18 protein-coding genes are annotated in these 20294 nt (G+C 70.2%); 13 read left to right on the top strand and 5 right to left on the bottom strand.

Translation table 11 applies throughout. The features are described from left to right. Position 1: 1 nt before the first annotated feature. From AOZ06_RS22160 to AOZ06_RS22145, 4 genes are read right to left on the bottom strand one after another with little or no spacing between them, the layout of a single operon-like run. Positions 2-1474: a M28 family peptidase gene (locus AOZ06_RS22160; RefSeq protein WP_236952340.1), complete on the bottom strand. Its 1473-nt coding sequence runs from the start codon at positions 1472-1474 to the stop codon at positions 2-4. Next, positions 1471-2955 carry a M28 family peptidase gene (locus AOZ06_RS22155; protein WP_063810089.1) on the bottom strand — a complete coding sequence of 495 codons (1485 nt, stop codon included), beginning with the start codon at positions 2953-2955 and terminating at the stop codon, positions 1471-1473. Before AOZ06_RS22155 ends, AOZ06_RS22160 begins: the two co-directional genes overlap by 4 nt. After that, entirely contained in the window at positions 2952-4454 is a 1503-nt protein-coding gene (locus tag AOZ06_RS22150) for a M28 family peptidase (RefSeq protein WP_054291155.1), read from the bottom strand. The genes AOZ06_RS22155 and AOZ06_RS22150 overlap by 4 nt, the downstream gene beginning before the upstream one ends. Positions 4455-4462: 8 nt before the next feature. Then, positions 4463-4675 carry an MbtH family protein gene (locus AOZ06_RS22145; RefSeq protein ID WP_054291154.1) on the bottom strand — a complete coding sequence of 71 codons (213 nt, stop codon included), beginning with the start codon at positions 4673-4675 and terminating at the stop codon, positions 4463-4465. 225 nt (positions 4676-4900) lie between these two features. Here AOZ06_RS22145 and AOZ06_RS22140 point away from each other — a divergent pair, with 225 nt between their 5' ends. Continuing rightward, on the top strand, positions 4901-6319 hold the full coding sequence (locus AOZ06_RS22140) for an aminotransferase-like domain-containing protein (RefSeq protein ID WP_225954756.1): 1419 nt from the start codon (positions 4901-4903) through the stop codon (positions 6317-6319). Here the strand turns inward: AOZ06_RS22140 and AOZ06_RS22135 are convergent. Beyond that, positions 6316-9237, bottom strand: coding sequence for an ATP-binding protein (locus AOZ06_RS22135; RefSeq protein WP_157233157.1), 2922 nt, complete (start codon positions 9235-9237; stop codon positions 6316-6318). The two genes, AOZ06_RS22140 and AOZ06_RS22135, sit on opposite strands and share 4 nt — an antisense overlap. Positions 9238-9645: 408 nt before the next feature. Here AOZ06_RS22135 and AOZ06_RS22130 point away from each other — a divergent pair, with 408 nt between their 5' ends. Genes AOZ06_RS22130 through AOZ06_RS22075 form a run of 12 tightly spaced genes read left to right on the top strand, consistent with a single transcriptional unit; the run spans position 9646 to position 20159 of the window. Next, the gene (locus AOZ06_RS22130) at positions 9646-11106 is read left to right on the top strand and encodes an AMP-binding protein (RefSeq protein WP_083472698.1); all 1461 of its coding nucleotides are present in this window, start codon (positions 9646-9648) and stop codon (positions 11104-11106) included. Continuing rightward, a complete protein-coding gene (locus AOZ06_RS22125) occupies positions 11103-11375 on the top strand; it encodes a phosphopantetheine-binding protein (RefSeq protein WP_054291152.1) in 273 nt (90 codons plus the stop codon). Before AOZ06_RS22130 ends, AOZ06_RS22125 begins: the two co-directional genes overlap by 4 nt. 2 nt (positions 11376-11377) lie before the next feature. After that, a complete protein-coding gene (locus AOZ06_RS22120) occupies positions 11378-12397 on the top strand; it encodes an anthranilate phosphoribosyltransferase (RefSeq protein ID WP_054291151.1) in 1020 nt (339 codons plus the stop codon). After that, positions 12390-13217, top strand: a complete 828-nt coding sequence (trpA, locus tag AOZ06_RS22115) for a tryptophan synthase subunit alpha (protein ID WP_054291150.1) — start codon at positions 12390-12392, stop codon at positions 13215-13217. Before AOZ06_RS22120 ends, trpA begins: the two co-directional genes overlap by 8 nt. Then, positions 13214-13588, top strand: coding sequence for an ectoine synthase (locus AOZ06_RS22110; protein WP_054291149.1), 375 nt, complete (start codon positions 13214-13216; stop codon positions 13586-13588). The genes trpA and AOZ06_RS22110 overlap by 4 nt, the downstream gene beginning before the upstream one ends. Positions 13589-13605: 17 nt before the next feature. After that, positions 13606-14754, top strand: coding sequence for an acyl-CoA dehydrogenase family protein (locus AOZ06_RS22105; protein WP_054291148.1), 1149 nt, complete (start codon positions 13606-13608; stop codon positions 14752-14754). Next, the gene (locus tag AOZ06_RS22100; protein WP_054291147.1) at positions 14751-15419 is read left to right on the top strand and encodes a transglutaminase-like domain-containing protein; all 669 of its coding nucleotides are present in this window, start codon (positions 14751-14753) and stop codon (positions 15417-15419) included. The genes AOZ06_RS22105 and AOZ06_RS22100 overlap by 4 nt, the downstream gene beginning before the upstream one ends. Positions 15420-15438: 19 nt before the next feature. Beyond that, positions 15439-16803 carry a TrpB-like pyridoxal phosphate-dependent enzyme gene (locus tag AOZ06_RS22095; RefSeq protein ID WP_054291146.1) on the top strand — a complete coding sequence of 455 codons (1365 nt, stop codon included), beginning with the start codon at positions 15439-15441 and terminating at the stop codon, positions 16801-16803. Between the two features lie 3 nt (positions 16804-16806). Then, positions 16807-17520, top strand: a complete 714-nt coding sequence (locus AOZ06_RS22090; RefSeq protein ID WP_063810088.1) for a phosphoribosylanthranilate isomerase — start codon at positions 16807-16809, stop codon at positions 17518-17520. Continuing rightward, on the top strand, positions 17483-18166 hold the full coding sequence (locus AOZ06_RS22085) for a beta/alpha barrel domain-containing protein (protein WP_054291145.1): 684 nt from the start codon (positions 17483-17485) through the stop codon (positions 18164-18166). The genes AOZ06_RS22090 and AOZ06_RS22085 overlap by 38 nt, the downstream gene beginning before the upstream one ends. Further along, the gene (locus AOZ06_RS22080) at positions 18163-19587 is read left to right on the top strand and encodes a UbiD family decarboxylase (protein WP_054291144.1); all 1425 of its coding nucleotides are present in this window, start codon (positions 18163-18165) and stop codon (positions 19585-19587) included. Before AOZ06_RS22085 ends, AOZ06_RS22080 begins: the two co-directional genes overlap by 4 nt. Beyond that, a complete protein-coding gene (locus AOZ06_RS22075; RefSeq protein ID WP_054291143.1) occupies positions 19584-20159 on the top strand; it encodes a UbiX family flavin prenyltransferase in 576 nt (191 codons plus the stop codon). The genes AOZ06_RS22080 and AOZ06_RS22075 overlap by 4 nt, the downstream gene beginning before the upstream one ends. Positions 20160-20294: the final 135 nt, after the last annotated feature.

Raw genomic sequence — 20294 nt, 5'->3', positions numbered from 1 at the left:
ACTACCTGACTTCGTGCGAGTTCACCGCGGTTTTCCGCGCTGTCGCACGGGAAGCCGCACGATGAGCTCGCGGCGGGACACCGTTTACGTCCTCAGTGGACACGGCGTACGCGCCGGTGGCGAACGCGACCGCGTCGGCGTTCCTGTCGAGAATTCCCCGGTTGACGTTGCCGAGGTGGTCGCAGCGTGAGTCGTGGCACGGGTGGAACGCCATACCGGCCGTGCCGCCCCACTTCGCGGCCTGGGCCGCCGTCTTGATGAACTGGATCCCGGTGTACGGACCACCAGTCGGGATGCCGGCGGCGATGAAGTAGTAGTACTCGCCACGGGTCTGCCCGATGTGCGTGTCCTCCGCCTGGATGCCGCGACCGGCGAGGTAGTCGACGAACGTCCGCTCGATGTGGGCGGAGCCGTACGGCATCTGGCCGACCTGGCCGCCGGAGTTGTCGCCGTCGTAGACGAAGTAGCCGCCGTTGGACGAACCGATCGCCTCGACCGCGACGTACAACGCGATGTCGAGTTGCTGCTCGAAGTCAAGCGAGTTCAGGTAGTCGTCCGAACCGACGCTGTCCCAGGTCCCACCCCACCACGCGAACCGCACCGCGTTCGCGACCTGGGGTGAACTGCCGAGTTGCAAAGCTGTCTCCAGCAGCGCGGAGACACCCGAGGCGTTCTCGTTCATGCTGGGGCTGTTGGGCACGCTGTCCAGATGCGCTCCCGCCACGATGACGTTGTCCGTCCTGCCGGTACGTGTCTGGGCGAGCAGGTTGTGGCTGACGGTTCGCTCGTAGTGGTCACGCACGTCGACCGTGACCTGAACGCCTGACTTCCCGGCCAGCGCCATGCCGTCCTCGCCGGTGATTCCGGCCACCGGGATCCGCGCGGTCGCGGGATCGACGTCGCCGAGGATCGGGCCGGTGCTGTTGTTGTAGATCACCGCCGCGACCGCTCCGGCCGCCGCGGCCACTTGCTCCTTCACCGAGAAGACGCAGCCACCGCGGCGGATGAGCACGACGGCACCGGCTGCCTGGATCCCGGTGTAGTCCTCGGGCTGGCATCCGGTCGTCGCATCCACCGGGACGACGACAAGCCTGGCCGTGATGCCACCGACCGGCGTCCCCGGCGCCCCGCCCATGTGGATGGGAACGAACGTGGTGCCGTTCGCGGTGACGGCCGCGGCGTCGACGACCTTGCGGTCGTAGCTGAACTCCTGCAGCGTGACGTCGAACCCCGCGGCCCGGACCTTGGCCGCGACGTAGTTCAGGCTCTCCTGGAAACCGGGGGTCGGGTCCGCTCGCTGGCCGCCGTTGCGGTCCGCGATGCGCTGGAAGGCGATCAGGTGCCGGTTGATCCCCTCGATCGTCACCGTCTGTGTCAGTGTCTCGGGCAGTCCGGCGGGCGGCTGGGCGGCCGCCACGGGCGTGACCACGGCGACGAGCGCCATGGTCACGACCGCGAGCCGGAGCCGTCTCACCGGGATTCCCCGGCCGGAGCGGCGGCGGCACCCCGCTGCGCGGCACGGGCAGCCGTCCTCTGCGCCCGTGGCGGCACACCGTTGACGTCCTCAGTGGACGTCGCGTAGGTACCGGTCAGGTAGGCGACCGCATCGGCGTTCTTGTCGATGAGACCGCGGTTGATCGTGCCGAGGGTGTCACACGGCGCGTGGTTGCACGGATCGAACGACACACCGGCCGTGCCGCCCCACTTCGCTGCCTGCGCCGGGGACTTGATGTGCGGGATGCCCGTGAACGGCCCACCCGTGGGGATACCGGCGGCGATGAACGCCGGGTAGTCGCCCTGGCCGACGACCGGTGCCTCCTCGGTGGGGATGCCGGCTCGGCCGAAGTAGTTCTTGAAGGCCTGCTCGATCCTGTCCGAGCCGTACGGCATCGGCCCCGGCGCGCCGGTCGAGTTGTCACCGTCGAACACGAAGTAGCCGCCGTTGCCCGAACCGATCGGCGCGACATCCAGGTACAGCGCGATGTCCAGCTGCTGCTCGAAGCTCAGCGAAGCAAGGTACGGCGCCGACCCGGAGTGGCGTGGTTCGGCGCCCCAGAAGCCGAATCTGATGGCGTTGCGGACCTTCGGCGAGCCGCCGAGCTGCCTGCCCAGCTCCAGCAACGCGGCCAGGCTGGACCCGTTGTCGTTCATGCCCGGCGCGGTCGGCGCGCTGTCGGCGTGCGCGCCGAGCGTGATCACGTTGTCCTTGCGACCCGTGCGGGTCTCGGCGATCACGTTGCGGCTCACCGTCGGCTCGACGTGCCTGCGCACCTCCAGCGTGGTCTGCGTGCCCGCCAGCTTGGCCAGTGCCGCGCCCGCCTCGGAACCGACCATCACGATCGGCACCTTCGCCTGCGCCTCGTCGATGAAGCCCATCGCCGCACCGATCGAGTGGTTGAAGACCACGACGGCCTTGGCCCCGGCCTCGGCCGCGACGATCTGCTTCTGGGTGAAGGTGCAGCCGCCGCGGAACAACAGCACGATCGAGCCCGCCGCGTCCTGGCCCGCGTAGTCCGACGCCTGGCAACCGGTGTCGTTGTCGGTCGGGACGACCACCAGCCGACCGGTCACCCCGCCCGCCGGTGTGTCGAGCGCGAAGCCCATCGGGGTCGGCTTGTACGACACCGCTCCCGCCGCGAGCACGGACTTGTCGGTGACCGAGCGGTCGTAGGTGAACTCCTGCACCCGCACGTCGAACCCGGCGGTGCGCATGGTGTTCTCGACGTACGAGATCGTTTCCCCGAAGCCGTTGCCGGGGTCGGCGCGGTTGCCGCCGTTGCGGTCGGCGATCCGCTGGACCGCGATCAGGTGCCGGTTGAGCCCGTCGAGCGTGACCTGCCGGGCCAGCCGGTCACCCAGCTGCGCCCCCGGCGCGTCCTGCGCCCCCGCGGTCGCCGGTGCTGTCATCGCAGCCGCCAGCGCGGCGATCGCCACGACTGCGCTTACCCGTTTCATTCGGATCCTCCCAGAGCGGTGACGGCAGCCGGCTTCGCGGCGGCCCGGTCGAACGCGCGCCGCCAGCGCGGCGGCACCCCGTTGACGTCCTCAGTGGACAACGCGTAGCCGCCGATGACGGACGCCAACGCGTCGGCGTTGCGGTCCAGCGCCGTGCGGTCGACGTTGCCGAGGTTGTCGCACACCTGCTGGTGGCACTTGTCGAACGAGACACCCGCTGTGCCGCCCCACTTCGCGGCCTGCGCCTCGCTCTTGGGCCGGAACGAACCCGCGTAGAGGCCACCGGTCGGGATTCCGGCCGTGATGAACTGCGTGTGGTCCCACTGCCGGTCGAAGTTCGTGTCCTCGGTGGGGATCGCGCGCCCGTTGAGGTACGTCGCGAACGCGCGCTCGATCTGCGCGGAACCGTACGGCATCGGACCGGCGGTCCCCGACGAGTTGTCGCCGTCGTAGACGAAGTAGCCCGCGTTCTTCGACGCGATCGAGTTGGAGTTCAGGTACAGCGCGATGTCCAGCTGCTGCTCGAACGTCAGCGACCGCAGGTACGCGCCCGCGGCGGTCTTGTCCGCGTCCTCGGCGCCCCACCACGCGAACCTGATGGCGTTGCCGACCCGCGGTGAGCTGCCCAGCTGCAACGCCAGCTCCAGCAACGCCCCGGAGGACGCGCCGGTGTCGTTGATCCCCGCGTTGGTCGGCAGGCTGTCCAGCTGGGCACCGGCCAGCACGACGTTGTCGGCCCGGCCGGTCCTGGTCTGCGTGACGAGGTAGCGGCTCGTGGTCAGCTCCTTGTGCGTTCGTACGTCCACAGTGGCCTGTGTGCCCGCCGCGGCGGTCAGCGCGAGACCTTCCGCGGTGGTCAGCCCGGACGTGGGGATGCGGGCCTGCGCCGGGTCGATGCCACCGAGCCCCGGCCCGTCCACGTGGTTGTAGATCAACGCGGCGACGGCGCCCGCGTCCGCGGCGACGTTGTGCTTCTGCGTGAACGGGCAACCGCCGCGCTTGATCAGCACGACCGCGCCACGGGCGTTGAGTCCCGCGTAGTCCTCGGGCTGGCAGCCCGGTGTCGCGTCGGTCGGGAGCACCACGAGCGGCCCGCTGACGCCACCGGCCGGTGTGTTCGGGGAATCGGTCATCTGCGTCGGCACCACCCGCACGGACCCGGCGGTGGCGACCGCCGAGTCGACCACGACCCGGTTGTAGGTGAACTCAGGCGTGTTCACCTGGAAACCGGCGGCACGCAGCTTGCCCGCGATGTAGTCCAGGCTCTTCTGGTAGCCAGGGGTGTGCGCGGCCCGGCTGCCGCCGTTGGTGTCGGCGATGCGCTGCAGCGCGATCAGGTGCCGGTGGATGTTGTCGGCCGTCACCGCCCTGGTCAGCCGTTCGGGCAGAGTCTGCGGGGCCGCCTGGGCGGCGGGCGCGACGCTGATGGCGGTACCGGCGATCACGGCGGCCGCCGCGGCTCTGCGCAGGACACGTCCGCGGGACTTCGGGTTGGACACGGGTGCTCCTATTCCTGATTCATGGCACGGATCAGGCTGGTTGGCCGCATGTCCGTCCAGTTGCGCTCGATGTACTCGAGGCAGCTCGCCCGCCCGGCGGCGCCGTGCGCGACCGTCCACCCGTCGGGGACCTCGGCGAACTCGGGCCACAGCGAGTACTGGCCTTCCTCGTTGACCAGCGCGAAGAAGCTGCCTTCGGCGTTGTCGAATGGGTTGGTCATCTCGTTCTCACCTCGTCGGCAACCCTGCCGGGACCGACCGCGATACTCCCGAGCCATTTCGACCGGAATTGGACTGTTCGGCAGCTCGAGTGGATTGCCGCGCCCGAACGGAGCAATTACCTGCACCGGGGATTCAACGGATCACAATGGGCGTGCTAGCGTGCGCCGACCAATCGGCACGGGCATTGCGGGGGTGCTGTGGACGGTTTTTGCGATGCCGCGACATTGGCCGAGCTTCTCGGTGATTGGGCCGCTGGGCACGGTCCGCTGTACCGAAAGCTCGGCGCGGCGATCGGTAACAGCATCACGGCGGGGGAACTGCCCGCGGGCCTGCGGCTGCCGTCCGAGCGCGATCTGGCGAAACTGCTTCTGGTCAGCCGCGCGACCGTCGTCGCCGCCTACGACGAGCTGCGGGGCGGCGGCCTGCTGGACAGCGTGCGCGGCAGCGGCACGCGGGTGTCCGCGGCGGTACGTCCCCAGCTGGCGGGCGCGGACGGACAGGTGCCCGGTGGCCGGGCCACTTCCATCTTCCAGCGGCTGGTCGACGGGCCCGGACAGGTCATCTCGCTGGCCCGTGCGGCCGAACCGGCCGCGCCGCAGCTGCGGGACGCCTTCCTCGACCTCGGCCGGGACGACCTGTCCGACCTGATGGCCGACGCCGGCTACCACCCGCGTGGCCTGCCGGTGCTGCGTGAGGCGATCTGCGACCACTTCGTCGCCCAGCTGCTGCCGACGACGGCCAGCCAGGTGCTGGTCACCAACGGCGCGCAGCAGGTCCTCGGCCTGGTCGCGCGGATGTACCTGACACCGGGCTGCACGGTCGTGGTGGAGTCACCGAGCTGGCCGGGGTGTCTCGACGTGTTCCGCGACGCGGGCGCGCGGCTGGTCAGCGTCCCGCTGGACGAGGACGGCATCCGCCCGGACGCGCTGGCCAAGGCGTTCGCCGAGCACAACCCGGTGCTGGCGTACCTGATGCCGACGTACCACAACCCGACCGGCGCGCTGCTGTCGGCGAACAGGCGCAAGCGGGTCGCCGAGCTCGCCGCCCAGTACCGCGTCCCGGTGCTGGAGGACAACGCGTACGCGGGTTTCCCCACCTTGTCCGGTGCGCAGGCCCCGCCGCCGATCGCGGCGTTCGCGCAGACCCATGACGACGCCCAGATCCTGTCGGTGGGGTCGCTGGCGAAGTCCGTGTGGGCGGGGCTGCGGATCGGGTGGGTACGCGGCCCCTCGGCGGTCATCGAACGCCTCGCCCGGTACAAGGCCCGCGCCGACCTCGGCAACGCCGTTCTCGACCAGGCACTGGCCGCCCGGCTGCTGCCCAAGCTCACCGACATCACCGCGGCCCGGCGCGAAGTCCTGCTCAGGCGGCTGCACCAGCTGCAGGACCTGCTGGCCACGCACCTGCCGGACTGGCGGTGGCGGTCCCCGGAAGGCGGCTCGGCGCTGTGGGTCGAGCTGCCGGACACCGACGCGCAGGTGTTCGCGCAGGTCGCGCTGCGGCACGGCGTCGAGGTCGTGCCGGGTTCGGCGACCGACCCCAGCGGCGGGCACGACAACCACATCCGGCTGCCGTTCACCCTGCCCGACGCGGACGAGCTCGTCCGGCGCCTCGCCGAAGCGTGGGCTGACCTGCGCGGTTAGGTGTCGGCGGCGAACTTGCTGAGCGCGATCCGGTTGGGCATGCCGGTCTTGAAGATCAGGCTGGAGACGTGCTTCTCCACCGTGCGCAGCGACAGGTGCAGCCGGTCGGCGATCTCCCGGTTGCCCAGCCGCTCGGCCAGCAGCCGCAGCACCTCGTACTCCCGGACGGTCACACCGGCGGACCGCAGCGGCTGAGGGATCCGTTCGATCCCGGTGCGGCGCTGCGCGACACGGTGGCCGGTGCGGCGCAGCAAGGCCCGGCACGCGCCCGCCACCGCCGCCATACCCGCCTTGTGGAAGTACTCCTCTGCGGTCCGCAGCCACTCCACCGGCTCGCCCCAGCCCTCGGTCAGCGCGGCCTCGCCGACCAGGCGCAGGCCGAGGAAGCGGCTCATCTCGAACAGCGAACCGGCTCGCAGCGCGTCGTCGACCGCCGCTGAGGCCTCCGCGCGGTCGCCTTCCCTGCCCGCGATCACCGCACGCGCGAAGTGCGCGAACTGGCGGTCCCAGCGCAGCCGGGCGGCTGGGGCGGCGGTGATCTCCTGGTACGTCGCGCGGTCCACGTCACCCTCGATCGCCCCCAGCAGCAGGTTCAGACCGTAACGGCCGGCGAGGTGGAAGGTCGTCGGGCTCATGTCCTCCGCGTGCAGCGCCGCCGCGACCTCCTTGCGCGCCGTTTCCTGGTCCTCCTCGATGAGGGCGCAGAACGCGCGGCCGAGACCGTGCACCCGGGGCACGAACTGCACGACGTCGCCGTTCCAGCGGTGCAGTTCGGCGATCGAGCTGTCCATGTCCTTGCGGCGGCCCCGGTGGCCGTTCAGCACGACCCGCAGGACCAGCATGTACTGCGTGGTTTCCAGGAGTTTCAGCCTGGTGGTGTCGGCGAGCACCCGTTCGATCAGGGTGCCTGCCGCGTCGAACTCGCCGCGCAGGATCATCTGCAGCGCGATGTTGACTTCGGCCTGGTAGCGGGCGGTGACCGCGCCGATCTGGGTGGCCTGGTGGCGTGCCTGGTAGAGCCGCTCGGTGCTGCCGTCGCGCAGCGCGTCGTCGAGTCCGAGCCGGACGAGCGCGTGGATCTCCCAGATCGGCAGGTCGTGCTCCACGGCGATGCCCCGGCTGCGTTCCAGGCACGCGGTCGCCTCGTCCGGGTCACGGCCCCTGGCCAGCGCACCGATCAGTTGCCACGCCTGGCAGGCCACGATCGGCAGCGGCACTTCCTCGGCGACGGTCGCGGCCCGCCTGGCCATCACCTCGACCTTCTGCAACTGGCCAGGTCCGGGTACGTCGAGTTCCAGGTGCGCGGCCACGACGTCCAGCGGGGCGATGTCCTCGGCGGTCGCGTCCGGCCCCAGCAGCACCCTGGCCGCCTCGACCTGGCTGAGCCCCTCGGAGATGCGGCCGGCGAGGTTGGCCACCCACGCCAGCCTGGTGCGCAGCTGTGCCCGCCGTCGCCGGTCGAGCCCGGCGCCCACCTCGTCGAGCACGGTCGACGCGGCCAGCGCGCGGTCCACCAGACCGGCCTCGGCCAGCGCGTACAGCTGGGCTTCGAGTGCGTCCGCCCTGGCGGACACGTCGTGCACGAGCAGGTCCCACGCCTTGCCGAGCAGCAGGACCGCCGAGTTCGCGGCGCCCTGGGCCAGCGCACGCCGCCCGGCCTCGGCGAACAACCGCCCGGCGGCGGCCTGCGCGCCCGCGTCGAGCCGCAGTTGTGCGCTCACCTCGCACCACTCACCGGGCAGCCCCGGGTAGGCGGTGTCCAGCGCGTCCGCCACCTGCTGCGCCAGGCCCGCCCGCTGCGCCGGGGAGATCAGTTTGAGCAGCGCGTCCACGATCAGCGCGTGCTGGAAGCAGTACCAGTCGGGGCGTTCGTCGTCCGGCCCGACGAGCTGCGCGGCCAGGTCGCTGTGCAGGTGCCCCATCAGGTCCGGGTAGTTCAGGCCGGTCACCATCTGCACGACCGACAGCGGGAAGCCGCGGCCGAGCACAGCGGCCACCGACAGCACCTGGCGTGCCTCGGGTTCCAGCTGTTCCAGCCGCCAGGCCACGCCACGCACGAACGTCGCGGGCAGGTCGGGGCCGAGCCGCTCGGTCACCTGCCAGCCACCGTCCGCGCGGACCAGCAGGCGGCCGTCGACCATGCTGGTCAGCATCTCCTTGACCAGGAACGGGTTGCCCCCGCTGCCCGCCCAGAGCATGTCCGCGGCCGGCTGCGGGATGTCCTGGTCACCGAGGCAGGACGCGGCCAGCCTGCGCATGTCGGGCGGGGCGAGCCGGTCGAGCTCGATCACCACGCCGCTGCCGCGCTGGGCGGCCGACCGCGCCAGCCGCAGCGCCGGGCACGGCTCGTCGCGGATCATGCCGAGCAACAGCACCGGCTGCCGGTCGATGTTGTCGATCATGTACTCGATCACCGCGAGCGTCTCGGCGTCGGTGTCCTGCATGTCGTCGAGGATCAGCAGGCAGCCGCGGCCCTGACCGGCCAGCGAGGTCAGGCGCAGCACGGCCTCGGCGAGGATGACCAGCGAGCCGGTGTCCTGCCCGGCGGGCGCGTCGCCCCAGTCCGGGATCAGCCGCGCCAGCACCGGCCGGTACGAGCCGAGCGCGGCCACGTCGATCGGGTCGCCGTCGCGCGCCAACGACAACAGTGCCTCGGTCAGCGACCGGTACGGGTCCATCGGGCTGATAGCGCTTCCCCGGCCGCGCAGCAGCCGCATGTCCGCGGCGAACCCGAGATCGGCCGCTGCCGCGGCCAGCCGCGACTTCCCGATCCCGCTCTCGCCGACGAGGAAAACCGCACCGCCACGGCCACCGCGCGCGGCGGTGAGCGCTTCCTGCACAGTTCGAAGCTCGTCGTCCCGACCCACGATGACCGGAGATCGGTACCCCACGACGTCGGACCGTACCGGCGCGATCATGGCGGGTCCATCCGCCAACAGCGTCTCTCCGGCCGCCTTATGGGTGGGATTCACCTACATTTCCGGTGTTTTCGCACGCCAGCGGCCCGTCGGCGAACGCGGCCCGATGCCGGTCTCACAGCGGCCTGAAACCAACTGATGACCGTCGGTCGCGGATCAACGCCGATCAAGCACCGGCAAAGCGGTCCAACCGGCCCCCTCCCGATCAATAACCGGCGTACCACGTACGACCACCCGAAAATGGGTGCCCGGCACGCATGCGCGACTATCAACGCGCTGAGAGTCTCACCATTGTTTTCGGACGGAATTCCCGGCAATCGAATCCATTTGGACGTAAACGCCGGGTGAGCCACTTCGAAAAACTGCGAATCTCGCGAAAATTCCGGCATCCATCGACGGGGGTCAGTGGTGCAGTGTGAGCAACACGAGGCGGACAGCGTGCTCAGCCGGTTCACGGCGCACGTGCGCGACCGCCCGGGTGACACGGCCGTGGTCTGGCGGCACACCGAGATCAGCTATCTCCAGCTCTACCGGCGGGCCTGCGCCCAGCAGGCGCGCGTCGGCCGGCTCGGCCTCGCCGACGGCGCCGCGGTCGCGGTGCGCACGACCAAGTCACCGGACGCGATCGCGCTGGTCCTGGCGTTGCTCGCGGACAACCGGCCCTTCCTGCTCCCGCCAGCCGACCTGAGCGGCGAGACGTTCGCCGCGCTGGCGGCCAAGGCCGGGTGCGTCGCTGTGCTGTCCACTGAGGACAGCACGGATCCCGGCGACGGCGGCGAGCTCCGCGTCGGCGGTGACACCGATTCGGTCGGCTTCATGCTGACCACGTCGGGGTCGACCGGGCTGCCGAAGATCGTGCCGCTGACCGGCGACGCCGTCGGCCGGTTCACCGGGTGGGCGGCGCGCACGTTCCACATTGGTCCACATCGGACAGTCCTGAACTACGCGCCGCTCAACTTCGACCTGTGCCTTCTCGACATCTGGACCACCCTTGCCGCGGGCGGCCGGGTCGTGCTCGTCGAAGCCGGCCGCGCGACCAGGGCCGGATACCTCCACGACCTGATCGACCGCCACCAGGTGGACGTCGTGCAGGCGGTGCCGATGCTCTACACGCTCCTGCTCGCGCACGGCCGTCCGCTTCCGTCCGTCACCCACGCGATCTCAACCGGTGACGCGCTGACCACACAGTGTCTCGCCGGGTTGCCCGGGCTGCTGCCGAACGCGCGCCTGTACAACCTGTACGGCTGCACAGAGACCAACGACAGCTTCCTGCACGAGATCGACGCGGCGAACGAGCGTGCTCCCCTGCCGATCGGACGACCGATCGACGGTGTAGACGCGTTGCTCATCGACCCGGCAGGCGAGGTGTTCACCGGCCCCGGCGTCGGTGAACTGCTTGTCAGCACACCGTTTCAGACCCACGGCTACCTCGGGTCGAGCAACGCGGTGTTCGTGGCGCACCCGCGGGCCCGGACTTCCGGCCGGTACTTCCGGTCCGGTGACCTGGTCCGGCGGGACGCCTCGGGAGCGCTGACGCTCGAAGGGCGCGCGGACTTCCACGTGAAGGTGCGCGGTGTCCGCGTGAACACCCAGGCAGTCGAACGCACATTGCTCGAACACGACGACATCGCCGAAGCCGTCGTGTTCGCCGTGCCCGACCCCGTCGCGGGCAGCGCGCTGCACGCCGTGGTGCACCGCAGGGCACAAGCCACGCACACTCTCGCCGTCCGCGCGCACTGCGCCGAGCGGCTCCCCCGCGCGGCCGTACCGACCGCGATCCACCTGGTCGACGAGCCACTGCCGACGACGTCGACCGGCAAACCCGACCGAACCCGGATCAAGCACACGTACCTCCAGGGGCAGAGATGACGCACATCGAATCGATCAAACAGTTCGTGCTCGAGCAGTTCCTCCCCGACGTCGCCGCGAGCGACCTCGCCGACGACTACGACCTGGTGGACGGCGGTGTGGTCGACAGCCTCGGCCTGCTCAAGCTGCTCGCCTGGCTCGAGGACGAGTTCGGCCTGCCGGTCGACGACCTCGAACTGGCACCGGACACCTTCAGGACCATCGAGGCGATCGACGCGTTCATCGCGTCGAACGCACCCGTGCTGAACGCACCAGGGGTGGCTGGTTGAGAATGGACGACGACTTACTCACCGCGCTCGTCAGCAGGCAGCGGCCGGTCGAGCACGAGAGCTGGCGGACCTTCTTCAACCGCCTGGTGTCGCGCAAGCTGCGGCGCGGCGAGGCAGCGGCCGTGCTCACGTCCCTGTCCACCGCGATGCCCGGCGAGCAGACGCTCGTCAGCATGATGGACTGCCTCGACGAACGCCGTCCCGCTCCGGAGATCCACTTCCCCGGCACCGTGAACATCGTCGGCACCGGCGGCGGGCCGAAGACGTTCAACGTGTCCACGGCCGCCGCGATGGTGGCGGCGGCGATGGGCGCCCGGGTGGTCAAGACCGGCTCGAAGGGCTTCACCAGCCGCTACGGCTCGCTGGACCTGCTCGGCAGGCTCGGCGTCCCGCTCACCAAGAGCTACCAGGAGACCGCGGAGTCACTGGAACGCTTCGGCGTGGCGTTCGCGGGCAACTTCGTCTACCCGGCCGAGATCGCCATGCTGGCCAAGGAGATCCTGCCGCTGGAGCTGCGCGCGGTCGGCCGGTTCGTCAACTCGATCGGGCCGTTCCTCGGCTCGATGCCGGTCTCCGCGCAGCTGACCGGCGTGTCCGACCCGGCCGTGCTGCCCAGTCTGCGTTCCCTCGCACGCAGGCTGCCCGGCCGGCGCGTGTGGCTGTGCCACAACGAACTCGGTGTCGACGAGCTGATCGGGTTCGTGCCCAACGTGATCATCCGCGCGGACGGCGAGCAAACCCTGGCCGCGGGATCCACCGGATCACTGACCGACCTGACCCCCGCGGTGGGGGATCCGGTCGAGCAGTTCCTCGGGGTGCTCGCCGGCCAGGTCCCGGAGACGGCACTGGCCACGGTGTGCCTCAACGCCGCCGCCCTGTCAGTCCTCAACGGACACCACGCCGGGTGGGCGTCCGCCGTCGCGGACGCACGCGCGGTGCTGCGTGACGGCGCGGCGCTGGACCTGGTCAACCGCATGCGGACGGCCAGGGCGACGAACCTGCTGACGGTCGGTCATGGGTGACCGGGCCGGGTTCTTCGCCGGGCCACCACCGGGGCTCGCGGTGTTCCTCAACGCGGGCGACCCACCGCTCGAAGTCATGCCGGACGTGCTCAGCATGCTCGACGAGTCCGGTGTGGACGTTCTGGAGCTCGCCGTGCCGTTCCCGGACTCCTTCACCGACGGCCCGGTGGTCCGCCGGTCGGCCCGCCGCGCGCTGGACCGCGGCGCCGGGCTTGCCGAAGTACTGGCGTGCGTGAGCCGCGCGCACGACAGGCTCACGCACCTGCGGATCGCGCTGCTGGCCGACTGGAGCCACACGATCCGCCCGATCGGCATGGCCGGCTTCCTCGGCAAGGTAAGGGACTCCGGTTCCGATGCCCTGCTGACACACGGACTTCCCGCCGTGGCACGACAGCAGTACTACGAGGCGGCGCACACCGCCGGCGTGCCGGTGGTGACCACGTGCTACCCGGGTTCCAGCCCGGAAGTGCTGGCGGAGTCCGCGCAGAACGCGACCGCGTACGTCTACCTGGTCGCGCACTACGGCAGAAGCGGGACCTCGCCGGGCGAAGGCTACACAGCGCTTCGCCCGGCGCTCTCGCGGCTGCGGGAGCACACCACGGCCCCGGTCGCGGTCGGCTTCGGCGTCCGCGGCCGGGCGGAGGTCGCCCAGCTGCGGCAGCTGGGCGCCGACGCCGCCGTGGTCGGCAGCGCGGCAGTCGCCGTCGTGGAACACGCGACGAAATGGCATCGCGACGTGACCTCGGACCTGGCCCGGTTCATCGCCGAACTCAGGGCGCCACAACGAACGCAGACAGCAAGAGAGGATGCCGTCACATGATCATCCGCAGGCTCGCCGAGACACCGAGCGTGGAGTGGGGCAACGGCGTGAGCCGCCGGTTCCTGCTGCAGGCCGACGGCATGGGGTACACCGTGACCGACACGATCGTCCGCGCGGGCACCAAGTCCCGTCTGGAGTACCGCCGTCACCTGGAAGCGTGCTACTGCATCGACGGCAAGGGAGAGGTCGTCGACGCCAACGGTGACTCGTACGCGATCGAACCCGGCACCCTCTACGCGCTGGACCGCAACGACGCGCACTTCCTGATCGCGGCACCGGACTCGGACCTGCGGCTGGTGTGCGTGTTCACGCCCGCGTTGCAGGGCGACGAGACGCACAAGCTGGACTCGGCAGAGTTCTCCCACTACTGAGGCGGAAGGCGAAGGCGGTGATCGAGTGGAACTCCGAGCAGCGCGAGCTGCTCGCCGGGCTGGCCTCGTGGTGCGAGGCGCTCAGCGCGGACCACGTCGAGCGGGACGCCGGTGGCGAATTCCCCCACGACAAGTGGAAGCTGGTCCGGGAAAGCGGTCTGCTGCGGCTGCCGTTCGACGAACAATGGGGCGGGCTCGGCCAGGACCTGCCGACCACGATGTACCTGCTGGAAGGCTTCGGCCGCGGCTGCCGCGACGGCGGGCTCGGCTTCTCGGCGTCGACGCACATCGTCAGCGTCGGTGTCCCGGTGCAGCGCTTCGGTTCGGCCGAGCTCAAACAGCGGTACCTGCCGCTGGTGTGCGACGGCGAACCGATCTGCGCACACGCGATGACCGAACCGGACAACGGGTCGGACGCGCTGCACATGCGGACCACGGCGACACGGGACGGCGACGACTACGTCCTCAACGGCAGCAAGACGTTCGTCAGCAACGGGCCCGTCGCCGGTCTGTTCGTCGTCTACGCCAAGACCCACCCGGCCGGCGGCCCGTTCGGCACGACGGCCTTCCTGGTCGAACGGGACACTCCCGGCTTCTCGGCAGGCAAACCGATTCCCAAGATGGGGCTGCGCACGTCGCCGTTGTGCGAGTTGTACTTCGACGACTGCAGGGTGCCCGCGAGCAACGTGGTCGGCAGGCCCGGCGGTGGGTTCCGGGTGTTCGACCACGTGATGAAGTGGGAGGTCCTCTGCTCGTTCGCGATCAGCCTCGGCGAGATGGCGCACCGGGTCGACCAGTGCGTCCGGTACGCCCGCGACCGGGTCCAGTTCGGCCGACCGATCGGCGGCTACCAGGCCGTGTCGCACAAGATCGCGGACATGAAGATCGGGCTGGAGACCGCCCGGAAGTGGTTGTACGACACGGCTGTGCGCGTCACCAGGGGCGAGGACGTGGCGGTGGACATGGCCATCACCAAGCTCGTGGCCAGCGAGCAGAACCTCGCCTCGGCGCTGGCCGCCGTGCAGATCCACGGCGGCAACGGCTACATGGCCGAGTACGGACTGGAGAAGGACCTGCGTGGCGCCGTCGCGGGGACGATCTACTCGGGCACGTCGGAGATCCAGCGCAACCGGATCGCCGCACTGCTCGGACTGGGAGAACGATGACCACCGACCTGATCCACCCCGACCTGACCCATACCGATTTCCTCGACCACGACTCCGTCGCCATCCAGCAGTTCGTGCGGCGGGTCGTGGACGAGACCTCGTCGCTCACCCAGCAGGCGATCGCGCTCTACCGGGCCGTGCGCGATGACGTGCTGTACGAGGTGTACGGCGCGGACCTGTCGCGGGAAGGCCTGCGGGCCAGCACGATCCTGCGCCGGGGAACGGGGATGTGCGTGCACAAGTCCGTGCTCTACGCGGCGTCGCTGCGCGCCATCGGTGTGCCGAGCAGGCTCGTGCTGACCGACGTGCGCAATCATCTCGCGTCGCAGCGGTTGCGTGATCTGGTCGGCGGGGACGTCTTCCGGTTCCACTGTTTGGTCGCCGTGCGGCTGAACGACAAGTGGGTCAAGGCGACCCCCGTGTTCAACAGCAGGCTCTGCAAGCTGTACGGCATCGCCCCGCTGGAGTTCGACGGCACCGCCGACAGCCTGCACCACCCGTTCGACCTGACCGGACGGCAGCACATGGAGTTCCTGCACACGCACGGCGAGTTCGCCGACCTCCCGCACGAGTTGTTGCTGAGCGGCCTGCGAGCGGCCCACCCGCGGATCTTCGCCACCGCGGACACGTTCGCCAAGGGCTCGCTCGTCGCCGAAGCCCGTTGACCTTCCGAGAAGAGGACCGATGACCGACCAGATCAAGTACGTGCTCGGCGAGCAGGACATCCCGCGCACCTGGTACAACCTGGCCGCCGATCTGCCCGGCGGCGCACCGCACCTGCACCCGGGGACGGGTGCCGAGGTCACCGTGGACGACCTCGTCGGCATCATGCCGGTCACGCTCGCCGAGCAGGAGCTCACCAGGGAAGCCGAGATCGAGATCCCCGAGCCGGTGCGGCAGATCTACGCCCAGTGGCGGCCGTCGCCGTTGTTCCGTGCCCGCAGGCTGGAGCGTGTGCTGAACACACCCGCCAGGATCTACTACAAGTACGAGGGTGGCAGCCCGGCGGGCAGCCACAAGCCCAACACCGCGATCGCGCAGGCGTACTACAACAAGCAGGCGGGCGTCACCCGGCTGGCGACGGAAACCGGCGCCGGGCAATGGGGTTCCTCGTTGTCGCTGGCCGGCGCGCTGTTCGGCTTGGACGTCACCGTCTACATGGTCAAGGTGAGCTACCACCAGAAGCCGTACCGCCGCATGCTGATGGAGACCTACGGCGCCCGGTGTGTGCCGAGCCCCAGCACGGAGACCGCCGCGGGCCGCGCGATCCTGGCCGAGGATCCGGACTGCCCGGGCAGCCTCGGCATCGCCACGTCCGAGGCCATCGAGGTGGCCGCGGGTGACGCGGGCACCAACTACGGCGGCGGGAGCGTGCTCAACCACGTCCTGCTGCACCAGACCGTGATCGGCCAGGAGGCCATCGCGCAGTTCGCCCTCGCCGACGACTACCCGGACATCGTGATCGGGTGCACCGGCGGTGGCAGCAACTTCGGCGGGCTGACGTTCCCGTTCCTGGGCGAGCAACTGCGCGGCGGCAGGAAGGTGCGCGTGATCGCGGCCGAGCCGGAGTCGTGCCCGACGATGACACGCGGTTCGTTCGCGTACGACTTCGGCGACACGGCCGGGCTGACGCCGTTGCTGAAGATGCACACCCTCGGCCACTCGTTCATGCCGCCGCCCGTGCACGCCGGCGGCCTGCGTTACCACGGCATGGCGCCGTTGGTCAGCGAGGCGCTCGACCAGAACCTGATCGAGGCAGCCGCGGTCAACCAGCTCAACTGTTTCGCGTCGGGCATCGCGTTCGCCCGTTCGGAGGGCATCGTGCCCGCGCCGGAGTCGACGCACGCGATCGAGATCGCCGTCCGCGAGGCCATCAAGTGCCGTGAGGAGAACACCAGCCGCACCATCCTCTTCGGACTGTCCGGGCACGGCCACTTCGACCTGGGCGCGTACGAGGCGTACCTGTCGGGTTCGCTGCGGGACGAGGCGCTCGACCCGGCCGTGCTGAGCGAGGCGCTGGCCAAGCTGCCCGGACTGGTCGACGCCTGAGCCATGCGGGTGAAGATCTGCGGTGCCAGGCGAGCCGAGGAGGTCACGGCACTGGCGCACGCGGGCGCGGACTTCGTGGGACTCTGGCACGGAGTCCCACGGGGCCGCGCCGAACTGAGCGAGACGGAGCTGACCGGGCTGGCCGCCGCGGCACACGCGGCCGGCCTGCGGCCGATCCTGGTCACCCTGACCTCCAGTGTGGCCAGGATCGCGGCTCAGGCGCAGCGAACCGGGATCGAGTGGGTCCAGCTGCACGGCTACCAGCAGCCTGGCACCGTGCGGTCGCTGAAGGCGGCGTGTCCCGGCACGACTGTGGTGAAGGTGCTGCACATCCGTGACGGGCAGTGCGTCGAGCAGGACCTGATCCGGTCGTACGAGCGGTCCGGTGTGGACATCTTCCTGCTCGACGCGCTGGCCGCGGACGGGCGGATCGGCAGCACGGCCCAGACCGTCGATCCCGGGGTGGCCGGGCGGATCACCGACGACGTGACCAAGCCGGTGATGCTCGCCGGTGGCCTGACCGCGGCCAACTCGGCGCACTACCGGGAACTGACCGGGCATCCCAGGTTCTTCGGCATCGACGTCGACTCCGCGACCAGGAACGCCGCCGGGTACATCGACGCGGCACGGGTCGCGGAGATCAGACGCAAGTGGACGGTGGGGACAGGATGGACAGACTGTGACGACAGCGAACCGATTCACCCGCACGCTCCTTGAGGCCCCGACGCCGGTGATCGCCGAGGTCAAACCGCGCACCGGCGACGGCAACGACCTGCTGCGCGGGCGGTCAGCGGCGGCGATCGCGCTGGAGTACGCCGCGGCGGGCGCGGCATGCCTGTCGGTGGTGACCGGCCGGTGGTTCGGCGGCTCGGTCGACCTGCTGCGCACAGTGGCATCGGCGACCGGCCTTCCTGTGCTGCAGAAGGACTTCATCATCCGAGAGAAACAGCTCGAGACCGCACGCGCGCTGGGCGCGTCGGCCGTGCTGCTGACCGCGCGGCTGCTGACGGCGTCGTCGCTGCGCCGGATGTCCGGGCAGGCGCTGTCGCTCGGGCTCACCCCGTTCGTCGAGGTCACCGACGAGGAGGAGATCGACGCGGTGCCACACCCCCAGGACAGCGTGATCGCGGTGAACAACAAGAACATCGAGCAGCGGGAGCTCGACGCCGGCGAACTCGGCCGCAGCCTGCGCCTGCTGCCCGCCGTGCGGGCGACCGGGACGCCGTGCCCGGTCAGCGCGAGCGGCATCGACACCCCAGTGCAGGCCGCCGCCCTGCTCGACGCCGGGTACGCCGGTCTCCTGGTCGGCACCACCCTGTTGCGCGCGGCCAATGTGGACGAGTGGCTCGGAGCGTTGCGATGAGGCAGACCAACCCGGGTCTCTCCGTACGCGGTGCCGTCGACTGGGTTCGCCGCAACAGCCCGGAGCACTGGCACGAGCCGGAAACGGCACTGCCCGGCGACGAGGTGGCCGCCGACTTCGCCAGCCGGTACGCCGGGATCCCGGCCAACTCGCTGACGCGCGCCGAATCCGCGGTCAGCTATCGGGTCGACGGGCGGACCATCCCGGTGCTGCTGGGCCTGTACGGGTGCGCCGAACGGGTGCGGTCGTGGCTGCCGGGCCTGCCGAGGATCACCACCAGGGCGGACGCGGAAGCCTTCCTCGCCGCGGCGATCCCTCCCGTGGTGGTGCCGAATCCGCCGTGCCGTCAACGCGTCTACGCCCGCACCGACCTGAACCGGCTGCCCGCGTTGCGCGCGACGCCGAGGGACGCGGGGCCGTACCTGACCATGGGTCTCGTGCAGGCCGGTGCGCCCGGTGACGCGGACAGCGCGTTGTCCGTGCACCGGATGTTGATCCTGGGGCCTGACCGGGTAGCGATCTGGATGGTTCCCGGGCGGGCGTTGCGCCGGATGCACGAGGCCGCGGTGCTCACCGGCCGCAAGCTGCCGGTGTCGATCAACATCGGCGCGCCGCCCGCCGCGGTGCTGGCGTCGGCGTTGAGCTCGTCGGTGCTGCCCGCCGGGGCGGACAAGCTCGATCTCGCCGGCGCGATGGCCGGTGCGCCGGTCACCGTCGCGACCGGGGTGAGCCAGCCGGTCGCGGTGCTCGCCGAGTCGGAGATCGTGCTGGAGGGATATCTCGACGGGACCGTGGCCGACGAGTCGCTGCACGGGCCGCCGGGCGTCTCGTTGCCGGAGTTCCTCGGCTACGACGGCTCCGCCCGCTGCGACCTGCCGATCATCACGGTCACAGCGGTGACCACCCGCCGCTCCCCGCGCTTCCAGGCCGTGATCGGGCCGGGGCGGGAGCAGTCGGTGATCCTGGGCCTGTCCGGTGCCGTGTCGATCGCGCTCACCAGCGACGACGCCGACTGGCAGCTGATCGCCGACGTGCACTACTCGGCCGCGGGCGGCGGGATGCTGCTGCTGGTGATCGCGATCCGCAAGGTCTGCCCGGCCGACGACACGCGCCTCGGGGCGATCGCACGGCGGATCTTCGACCGGCACATGTTCGTGAAGCTGATCGTGTTCACCGACGCGGACGTGGACATCACCTCGACGGAGGACGTCATGTGGGCCGTCACCACCAGGGCGAACCTGGGCACGGACTGCACGACGTTCACGGGCTTCCGCCCGTTGGGCATGGACCCGTCGCAGGGCGCGGACTGGTCGGGGGCACGCGGCGCCGACGGCAGCGCCGGACGGTCGTACATCGACGCGACCGTGCCGTTCGACCTGCGGGACCGGGTGGTCCGCAGCTTCGCGGGACTGGCGTCATGAGGCTCGTGGTGGCCATCACCGGCGCGACCGGGTCGATCATCGGCGTCCGCCTGCTGGCGGCGTTGCGCGACCTGGACGTGGAAACACACCTGGTGCTCAGCCGGTGGGGCCGTGCGACGCTGGAACTGGAAACCGACCGGAGCGCCACGGACGTGTACGCGCTGGCCGACCACGTGCACGGGCACAGCGACCACTCGTCGGCGATCGCCAGCGGGTCGTTCCGCACCGACGGGATGATCATCGCGCCGTGCAGCATGAAAACCCTGGCAGCGATCCGCGCGGGATACGGCGACGGCCTCATCCCGCGCGCGGCGGACGTCACGCTCAAGGAACGCCGCAAACTGGTGATGGTGCCGCGTGAGCTGCCGTTCTCGGAGATCCACCTGGACAACATGCTGGCACTCACGAGAATGGGGGTGGTGATGGCCGCGCCCGTCCCCGCTTTCTACACGAAACCGGAGACCATCGACGACATCGTCACACACATTTGCGCACGCGTGCTCGACCAGTTCGGATTGTCGATGCCGGAAGCGACGCGATGGCCGGACTGCAAACCGGACAGGCGCCACTGACAATGTAAAGCATCACACAGCCGGGCCTTGGTATCCATTCGTTGACGGCATGTCCGCTGTTCGAGTGATTCGGCAAGATCATCGCACGGATTCCGGCGGACGGGAATCGTGAGCTGACTATCGTCGACTGCGGAC

This window comes from Kibdelosporangium phytohabitans (genome assembly GCF_001302585.1).
GTDB lineage: Bacteria > Actinomycetota > Actinomycetes > Mycobacteriales > Pseudonocardiaceae > Kibdelosporangium > Kibdelosporangium phytohabitans.
Note: the sequence above shows the minus strand (reverse complement) of the source record. Positions and strands in the feature narration are given on the sequence as shown.

Bases quoted from the DNA above. Each gene is read 5' to 3' on its own strand.
- AOZ06_RS22155 (WP_063810089.1), bottom strand. From the start codon at position 2,955: ATGAAACGGGTAAGCGCAGTCGTGGCGATCGCCGCGCTGGCGGCTGCG.
- AOZ06_RS22145 (WP_054291154.1), bottom strand. From the start codon at position 4,675: ATGACCAACCCATTCGACAACGCCGAAGGCAGCTTCTTCGCGCTGGTC.
- AOZ06_RS22135 (WP_157233157.1), bottom strand. From the start codon at position 9,237: ATGATCGCGCCGGTACGGTCCGACGTCGTGGGGTACCGATCTCCGGTC.
- AOZ06_RS22075 (WP_054291143.1), top strand. From the start codon at position 19,584: ATGAGGCTCGTGGTGGCCATCACCGGCGCGACCGGGTCGATCATCGGC.
- AOZ06_RS22080 (WP_054291144.1), top strand. From the start codon at position 18,163: ATGAGGCAGACCAACCCGGGTCTCTCCGTACGCGGTGCCGTCGACTGG.
- trpA (WP_054291150.1), top strand. From the start codon at position 12,390: ATGGGTGACCGGGCCGGGTTCTTCGCCGGGCCACCACCGGGGCTCGCG.
- AOZ06_RS22100 (WP_054291147.1), top strand. From the start codon at position 14,751: ATGACCACCGACCTGATCCACCCCGACCTGACCCATACCGATTTCCTC.
- AOZ06_RS22095 (WP_054291146.1), top strand. From the start codon at position 15,439: ATGACCGACCAGATCAAGTACGTGCTCGGCGAGCAGGACATCCCGCGC.
- AOZ06_RS22090 (WP_063810088.1), top strand. From the start codon at position 16,807: ATGCGGGTGAAGATCTGCGGTGCCAGGCGAGCCGAGGAGGTCACGGCA.
- AOZ06_RS22120 (WP_054291151.1), top strand. From the start codon at position 11,378: ATGGACGACGACTTACTCACCGCGCTCGTCAGCAGGCAGCGGCCGGTC.
- AOZ06_RS22125 (WP_054291152.1), top strand. From the start codon at position 11,103: ATGACGCACATCGAATCGATCAAACAGTTCGTGCTCGAGCAGTTCCTC.
- AOZ06_RS22110 (WP_054291149.1), top strand. From the start codon at position 13,214: ATGATCATCCGCAGGCTCGCCGAGACACCGAGCGTGGAGTGGGGCAAC.